This window comes from Buttiauxella sp. S19-1 (assembly GCF_022134725.1).
Taxonomy (GTDB): Bacteria; Pseudomonadota; Gammaproteobacteria; order Enterobacterales; family Enterobacteriaceae; genus Buttiauxella; species Buttiauxella ferragutiae.
Genome location: NZ_JAHWLU010000159.1, coordinates 1 through 8454 on the forward strand (window position 1 = coordinate 1; position 8454 = coordinate 8454).

8 protein-coding genes are annotated in these 8454 nt (G+C 47.9%); 4 read left to right on the forward strand and 4 right to left on the reverse strand.

All coding sequences use genetic code 11. The features are described 5' to 3' along the window. Positions 1-93: 93 nt before the first annotated feature. Together umuD and MES37_RS22275 are read left to right on the forward strand one after the other, a co-directional pair. A complete protein-coding gene (gene umuD, locus MES37_RS22270) occupies positions 94-444 on the forward strand; it encodes a translesion error-prone DNA polymerase V autoproteolytic subunit (protein ID WP_232887300.1) in 351 nt (116 codons plus the stop codon). Positions 445-446: 2 nt separating this feature from the next. Then, complete coding sequence (locus tag MES37_RS22275; RefSeq protein ID WP_064544929.1) at positions 447-1715, forward strand: Y-family DNA polymerase; 1269 nt, start codon at positions 447-449, stop codon at positions 1713-1715. A gap of 79 nt (positions 1716-1794) precedes the next feature. Here the strand turns inward: MES37_RS22275 and MES37_RS22280 are convergent, their stop codons facing one another. Continuing rightward, positions 1795-2895: a nickel/cobalt efflux protein RcnA gene (locus tag MES37_RS22280; RefSeq protein WP_133521942.1), complete on the reverse strand. Its 1101-nt coding sequence runs from the start codon at positions 2893-2895 to the stop codon at positions 1795-1797. A gap of 125 nt (positions 2896-3020) precedes the next feature. On the opposite strand from MES37_RS22280, the gene rcnR reads away from it, so the two are divergent. Further along, positions 3021-3293, forward strand: a complete 273-nt coding sequence (rcnR, locus tag MES37_RS22285; RefSeq protein WP_064544933.1) for a Ni(II)/Co(II)-binding transcriptional repressor RcnR — start codon at positions 3021-3023, stop codon at positions 3291-3293. Positions 3294-3760: 467 nt separating this feature from the next. Here the strand turns inward: rcnR and MES37_RS22290 are convergent, their stop codons facing one another. From MES37_RS22290 to MES37_RS22300, 3 genes are all read right to left on the reverse strand, one after another. Beyond that, entirely contained in the window at positions 3761-4501 is a 741-nt protein-coding gene (locus MES37_RS22290) for a hypothetical protein (protein WP_237932665.1), read from the reverse strand. Positions 4502-4888: 387 nt separating this feature from the next. Further along, entirely contained in the window at positions 4889-5488 is a 600-nt protein-coding gene (locus tag MES37_RS22295) for a hypothetical protein (RefSeq protein ID WP_237932666.1), read from the reverse strand. 644 nt (positions 5489-6132) lie between these two features. After that, complete coding sequence (locus MES37_RS22300) at positions 6133-7167, reverse strand: hypothetical protein (protein ID WP_237932667.1); 1035 nt, start codon at positions 7165-7167, stop codon at positions 6133-6135. 658 nt (positions 7168-7825) lie between these two features. Between MES37_RS22300 and MES37_RS22305 the strand changes: the two genes are divergently transcribed. Then, the gene (locus tag MES37_RS22305; protein WP_237932668.1) at positions 7826-8356 is read left to right on the forward strand and encodes a hypothetical protein; all 531 of its coding nucleotides are present in this window, start codon (positions 7826-7828) and stop codon (positions 8354-8356) included. Positions 8357-8454 lie beyond the last annotated feature (98 nt).

Here is an 8454-nt window from a genome sequence, read left to right on the forward strand (position 1 = left end):
TACTGTGTTTATATACAGTATGTGTTGGTGGGGGTTTATGGCTCCGTTTGTTTCTTTTAATTATTGTCAATCAACGACATCGGGGGCATGACTATGGGGGGATTTCCATCACCGGCGCAGGATTATGCAGAACAGAGTATTGATATTTACCAATTGCTGATGAAGCATCCTGCCACCTATTACATGCGGGCCTCTGACGATTCGATGATTGAGGGCGGCATCGCTAATGGCGATTTACTGGTGGTCGACAGTGCGCGAACGGCGGCGCATGGCGATATTGTGATTGCGGCGATTAACGGTGAGTTTTTTGTCAGGCAATTACAACTCCGGCCCTCCAGGCAATTAATTCCACGCCATCGTGGCTGCAAACCTATTCACCTCGGTACTGATGAGGCGCTTGAGGTATTCGGTGTTGTCACTTTCATCGTAAAGTCGATGAGCTAATAATGTTTGCCCTGGTTGATGTGAATAGTTTTTACGCCAGTTGTGAAACCATATTCAGGCCGGATCTGAAAGGTAAACCGGTGGTTGTTTTAAGCAACAACGATGGATGCGTTATTGCTCGTAACGCCGAGGCCAAAAACTGTGGTGTACAAATGGGGGGCGCTTACTTTAAGCACAGAGAGCTCTTCCGGCAAAATGGGGTTATTGTTTTCAGCAGCAACTACGAGCTGTACGCTGATATGTCTGAAAGGGTTATGACGACGCTGGAAGAAATTTGCCCACGCGTGGAGATTTACTCTATCGACGAAGCGTTCTGTGATTTTTCGGGCGTAAGCCATTGTCTCAATCTAGCGGAATTTGGCCGAGAAATACGTACCACTCTTTTACAGCGTACGCATTTAACTGTTGGTGTGGGGATAGCCCAGACAAAAACACTGGCTAAGCTAGCCAATTACGCGGCTAAGCGGTGGCAACTGCAAACGGATGGCGTGGTTGACCTATCCAGTGTTGAACACCAGCGCAAACTGATGGCGAAATTACCGGTTAATGAAGTTTGGGGAGTTGGCCGTCGAATCAGTAAAAAACTCGACGCGATGGGGATCAAAAATACGTTGCAATTGGCGGAGACTGACACGAGTTTTATCCGCAAACATTTCAGTGTGGTGCTTGAGCGCACGGTACGCGAACTACGGGGGGAATCGTGTCTGGGGTTTGAAGAGTTTATGCCGACGAAACAAGAAATTATCTGTTCTCGCTCGTTTGGTGAACGGGTGACGGAGTACGAATACATGCGTCAGGCGATTTGCAGTTATGCAGTGCGCGCCGCAGAAAAACTCAGAGCCGAGCACCAGTATTGCCGCCACATTTCTGCTTTTGTCAAAACGTCACCTTTCTCAGTCAATGAGCCCTACTACGGCAACCGGGCTACGGTCAAACTGCTAACCCCCACGCAGGACACCCGCGATATTATCGCCGCGGCTACACGTTGCCTGAACGTTATCTGGAGAAACGGCTATCACTATCAAAAAGCCGGGATTATGCTCTGCGACTTTTTTAGCCAGGGGGTTGCGCAGCTCAATCTGTTCGATGAAAACCCGCCAAGGGTCAATAGCGAAGCACTGATGCAGGCGATAGACAGTATTAATAAGAAGGCAGGTAAAGGAGCGCTCTATTTTGCAGGGCAAGGAATTGAGCAACCGTGGAAAATGAAAAGAGCGATGCTTTCGCCGCGCTATACCACGCGTTGGTCAGATTTGCGGATGGTCAAATAGGGCATAGCTGGCATTAGACAACGTCCTTCAGGTAAGTGGAAAAGCGTTGTGGCGAGCAAAACGTTTTTCCCGATCAACATCAGTTTGTGATCCCGGCGTAACCGTGTATGCCCATATACAGGCCAACCATTGCTATCAGGGCGCTTGAGAAATAAGGCGCTCTTCTGGCTATGGTGCTAAAACCGCTCCAGCGTTTCGTTGCTTGTTGCACGCTCACCGCAGCGGCAACACCTACAGTGACCAGAGTTAACGCAAGGCCAATACTGAAACAGACCACCATTGCCGCTCCCAGAGTGAATGCCTTTAACTGGATACAAATAAGTAGCACGGTAATAGCAGCAGGGCAGGGAATTAAGCCGCCAGTGAGTCCGAATAATAATATTTGCCAGTTTGTCACTTCCTGGCCGGTAAAGCGGCGTTTAATGTCGTTCGCATGGGCCAGTTCGTGCGCGTCCTGATACTCTTTAGAGCCCACATCCAGGCCTTCCAGTGCTGAATGATCGTGTTCATGAAACGCGACGTTGTAATCATGCACATGGCCTTGATGACCTAAAGACAGGCGAACAGTAAAGTTGTGGGGCTCAGGGATAGGGTGCTTAGATTCTAAGAAGTCGCCTTTATCAACAAAATCGAACACTTGCGAAAATGTTCCTGCACCACGATGAGTTGTCAGTGAAACCTCATTCGCTTGCCATTTGTTGCCAGACAACGTGCGTAAACGCCATTGCGGGGGCTGATTTTCCTCAAAAATTGAAAGCTCAACGCGCCCGTGACCCGTATTGATGATTCTGGATTCATCATGCGAGTGATGCTCTGTCTGTTGCTCAAGTTTCCAGAGTTGTTCTCCTTTCCAGGTGCGCCAGAACATCCAGATTGCTGTTCCCAGAATAATAAACGCGGAGATTAACTGTAACCATGGTTCAACAAAATCAGCGGTAAACTGCTTGCTGAGATACATCCCACCAAACGCGATTAGCCAGACGATAGCGGTGTGCGAAACGGTCGCTGCCACTCCCAGCATCACAGCCTGCTTGATACTCCCTTTAATCGCAATGATGAAAGCCGCCATCATAGTTTTGGAATGACCGGGTTCAAGGCCATGTAATGCGCCTAGTAAAATCGCGCTGGGGATGAAAAACCAGGCGTTACCTTGCTGAATCAGTGTTGAGAAATCGTTCATGAGAATGTTTCTTAGTCATTTATTATAAGCGCTGCGATTCTACTCCCCCCCAGTACCGAATACTACCCCCCAGTAGATTGGCAATGATACAATCTTATCTGTACTTCACTTATTGAGGCCTTTGTATGTCGCATACCATCCGGGATAAACAAAAACTTAAAGCACGTACAAATAAAATTCAGGGCCAGGTTGTAGCACTAAAAAAAATGCTTGATGAACCGCATGAATGCGCCGCCGTCCTACAACAGATTGCGGCTATACGTGGCGCAGTTAACGGTTTAATGCGAGAGGTGATCAAAGGTCATCTTGCTGAACACATTGTTCATGAGAGTGACGAGGTGAAGCGTGAGGAAGATCTTGAGGTGATATTGAAAGTGCTGGATTCCTATATTAAGTGACCCTGGTTGCCGGAAGTATTGCAGATAAAGAAAAGGGGCTAATCTTTCGATTAACCCCTTGACTTGTCAAAGTATTCTGGTCCACGAGAGGATTTGAATGTGTTGTTTAACTTAATGTGTATTAAAGATTTTATGTTTTTGTTTTTTCATTCGTATAGCTAAAAGTATAGCTAAAAGCAAAAGTCATTCTCGTTTTTGACATTTTCTATCCTTCCGCTGGTGACCTTAGCCCTTACAGTGCAGATTCTAAATGCATGATATTTCTCACCTACAATAGGGGGCCAGTGAGCTGTAGCTCGCAATCTTCGTGCAATGGCCGGTTGATGAAACCCAGCACTATCATACGATAAAGACATCCACATAGGACGGTGGCACCTATATGGTCATTCAGGATATCGAACAGCACACCTTAACTCTGGAAAATAGGGTTCAACCTTCACCAGTCCCGCAATCTCCGTATAAATTTTTTAATACAATTGGCAGTCTCTTGGCTGAGTAAGTGGATTCAATTCGGTAATGTTCCCTTTCTCGTCAGTCTCCGGGCGATACATTTTCGCCCTCTGAATAATCAACATGGTAATAGGGAAAGCTGCCGGAGTGTTGTGCCAGATAGACCGCGCCGCAATAATCTGTGGGGCCTCCAGTGGAAGTCCTGGGCGGTAGTGATCTGCAATTAACCCAGCGGCCTCATTAGCAAAAATGTGATAAATGTCATCAGTGAATTGCCCTGATTCAATTGAAGCAATCACACCCATAGCAGCTCTTTCCATGTTGCTGCTAAGCCCATCGCGGCGATACCGTTCTATCGTATCAGTAATAGTTGCAGTTATTGTGCTCAGTTCATCACGGTCAGCCGCTGAGCTCCGCTTTGGATAAAACAATGAGGAATTAATCAGACAGTGACGCTGGTAGCTCTCTGGCATATTCATCGCTAAGTCCATGTAATGGGCTGTAGCGGCTCTCGCGGCGGCGTCATAGGAGCGCTTCCCTCTGGTTGAGAGAATCAAACTTAGCCTAGCAGCGGTATTCTCTGCGGCGCGTAGAGTTGCGTAGTATTCCGCGTAGCCGTGTGGTGTTTTACTGTGTGCACTCATAGCCGTAATGGCTCGTTGTTGAACGTTTAGGTGCCGCTTAACACCTATACCTTGTGGTAATGGAGTTGCTATGATCTCCCAGCCAAGTATATCGACTGAATACCGATCGCTCATTTGGGCAAACCTCCTGCTGTGTTGGGTTGATTTACATAATCAATTTACTGTCTCTCATGGCGTCATTGGACATTGCATACGTTTCTGTTCATGCTTTTGCGTGGTGGTATTGAGTATTGGTGGGGAAAGAACCAATAACAGCCGAATAATTATGGTGGCTGTGTGGGGGGGCGATATCAGCACCGATTGGTTTCCTAGTAAGATTAACCTCACACAGCACACGATCTCTCGATTACCCCCAATCAAGTAATCTTACCGTTCGGATTCTTAATGCAGATACACTTATCTCACGACAAGTAACCTCTCCAACCTCGAATCTCTGCTAGGCTGTGAGTTGCTGGCAGCCATGCTCACACAATCCCAATCGCCCTATACTGCATATTTCATCTATCTGCTTAAAAGCGCCCGTACTTTCTGGAGTGAACGTGTTAAGCGTGAAGTGACCAAGGATTTCATGTCGGAAAATTTCCAGGGCTTTTTTAGTAAGCGGGCTGTTTCTTTATGCTGACGTTCCAGTTCCCATGTAGAGCTCTGAATATCCTTCTGTATCTTTTCGTAATACTCCTCACTACCAGGCTCCAGCGGCTTGCTTCCGCGGGTGACGAATGTCGGTAAATCCAATAACCCCACCATTGATGGCCGCTCTGGTTTCGGTGGAGTCCTGAGAGTATTTGGTGCTGCCTGCTGGTCACGTATCTGTCTTATTACATTTCGTAACCGCATCAAAGCAAAGATCTGTCCTTCCAGATGGTGAAATCTTCCTAGGCCACTTTCTGGAATAGGTTGTGTTATCGCTGCTTGACTCCTTTCACTTAGTTCTTCGATCACTTCTGCCAGTCGATTGTCCAGATACTGGTTCAACTCTCCATTCATCCTCATCTGCTGGTATTGCTTCGATGCAAACAACCGTAGCGCTTTCTCTAGTGCCTGCCACATCCGATCTGGTGTTACTTGTAGCGCTTTTCTTTTCCTGGTTTTCATCATCATCCACTGAGTCTGGTTACTAGTTTTTGACTACCCGGTTATTACCTTTGTTTGATATTGCATACAGCCACGACAATGATTGCTTACCTTACGAAGAACAGCTTTATCCTCTGGAGTAGAGATATCGAGTCAGTAGTATCGGAAGGTTGTTCTGGCGTCTCGCAGGTATCCTGGAGCAAAGGTATTGAGCTCGTAGTGTCCGAGGATTTCATGCCGGAAGGTTTCTCTGGCGTCACCTGCTGAGTCGAGGTTTCTTGCAACGAGCGCCACCAAACCTCTTCCTTGTACCCGTTTCGATAACTTATCCAGAAGGGCAGGTCGAGGGCGCCCACTTCCGGGGACTCTATTGAGTCCGTTTGAGAGGTAGAATCCCTTAGCTCTTCGCACGTCTTAGGCAAGGTCTTGTCCATACGCATCCTCCGTTTTGTCCACTGCTCGGGTGGGCCGCGGGAATGCCCGAGCAGTGGCGCTTTGAGGTCGTCAATAACGCGTCTAAGTTCCTCTAATGGTATAGATTTTCTGGTGCTTTTGACTTAGAAAATTTGATTAAATATGAATCAAACGTTCCTGGTGTAACTGCGTTTACATCTGTTGCTGCATTATGGTCATGCCGTCTTTATATCCCCACAATTCAGTATTGCGACCGCTTAACGTACCGAGTACGCCATCCATGGATTTTTGTCTTTTTTCACATCACCGGATGAGAAAAATGCCAGCCCGCCACCGATAAGTTTACCAAGACCAGCTGCGGCCCCTGCAGTATTGGCCGCGTTGCTTGCATTCTCCATTTGCGCGGCCGCGAGTTCCGCCTGGTACTGATTGAGCAACATGTTGCCCTTGCTGGTATAACCCTGCATCCCCAAACCGTAGCCGGTACCCATCAGGCCAACGTTCTGATAAAAGCTCTGATTCGCACCCAACGCGGTACCGATAGCAGACGTAGCCAGCTGCCCGGCTTGTCCGGCCTGCTGCCCTGCGAGTCCTGCCTCTTGCATACCCAGTTGTGACACACCAGATCGCATCTTTACGGCTTCTTCCTGCTTCTGCGTGCGCGCCATGTTCTGCGCATTGGCCGCATTCAATGCCGCCTGTGTATCAGCCTGCGTTTCTATTGCCTGATAACGGCCGCTGGTAGGGTCAACACCCATTGCCTGCTGCTGTCTGGACGTAGCCGCCTGCTGTTGCGCTGTGGCCGTCGAAACGTCAGCTTTAGCTTCTGCTGCAGCTGCAGCCTGATTGGCGGCGCTGTCCAAGCTCATCGCATCAGAAATCAGCTTATCCGACACCGGCATGTATTTGTTTACGTACCGGCCCCATAGCTGCTCACTACGCTGTTTTGCTGCGTCGGACATTTCAAGCATGTTGCCGACGACATATTTTGTCGCTTCGTCGATACCCTCCTGCCGCGCGGTACCTTCCTCATACGCCATTTTGTAGAAGTCCATGGCTTCCTGGCCGATTTGCCCCAGCATGTTGGCGGCGTCCTCAATACCAGGATCAGGATCTGGCGCATCTACTCCGCCTTTTTTGAAGCACACCGACGCTTCCCACTCTTTGGGCTCGTCTTCTGGCTCTGGCATGATGAACCCTTCCGGCGTGATCAGTTGAGGCGCGGTAAGTGGTGGCATGCACCGCCATAACAGCACCGAGATAAGAATTGCTAACAAGGTTGCTTCGTACATGTCTTGTCCTCATTTAAATGAGGCACTCTTGCGCCCGGAATGGTTTTTACAGTGCGGATTTGTGAATTATTCAACAACATTATCCAGCACAGTATGTGAAGGGTAAATATTCATATCCACTAAACCAATTATATTCCGCATGAATATGGTTTATCACTTCCTGCATTGGTCAATAATAGTCAATGTCATTTAGATAGGGGGGGGCGATGTTATGCCGAAATATCTTCGGGTTCTATCGATGTTTTGTCGAAACTGAATCCGTTTTTTCTGAGGGCCATCTCGACCACTGCGTTTTCTATCCATCTAGGTATCTTACTGTGCTCGACGCGTTCTACATGGTCACCGGATAGGTCGTATTAACAAATACGCTGGTATGGGGGAGCGTTTCCGACGTTGGTTACGTAAGTCGTATTGCGATAGATGCTGAAAAAACCTCGTGCATTAGCTGCGCCAGAAGTAAGTATTAGAACAGTGATAAGCAGCTTGGGCATTTTCATGATTTTTTCTTGTGCCGAGGTTATATCCGGTCATATGACTGTCCCGAAATTCGCAATATTTATTATTAGATTTATTTTTTCGAGCATCCCGGCGGGCTTCCCTTTTTAATGAGAAATTCACCAACAAGAGCTGGAATCAGCCCCGAAAAAGAGAATTAAAAATGAAAAAATTAGTGCTTTTGGTTGTTGCATCTTCCCTGCTTACCGGGTGCGCGCAGTGGTACTCCGCGAAATACAAAACTGAGGACGAGCGTAAGCGCGCACTCAAAATTGATGAGGCTGAATGCAAAGGAAACGCTAATGCTCAGGTCAACATGCAAATCATTAATCCTGGACGTACCCGCTCACCGGCATGGAATGGGATGGCGCTGGGGATTAATACCGGCACGGCCTTACGCATGTCTTCCGATAATGATGATGCGTTTGATGCCTGTATGTATCGGCTGGGATGGGTACTCAGCAGGGCGGAATATGAGCAGCAAAAGAGAGACACTGCAGCTGCTGAACAGCGCGTAAAGCTGGCGTTGAATAGCTTCCTAACAACACACCCGGAATACCGTACTGAAAGCAACATGAGTCGCCTTGCAACCGAAGTCACCAGGCTAACGAACGATCCGGTTAACAGAGGTCTGACACCTGAACAGCTGTTTGTCTTGGCAGATGAACGCATTAAAACCGCGCCGTCATCCTGATTTGTAAAATGGAAAATGAAATGAAAAAGATTATGTTAATCACGGCAATGTTACTGATTGGCTTTGGTGCTTCAGCCTCTACTACAAAGAGCTTCGAC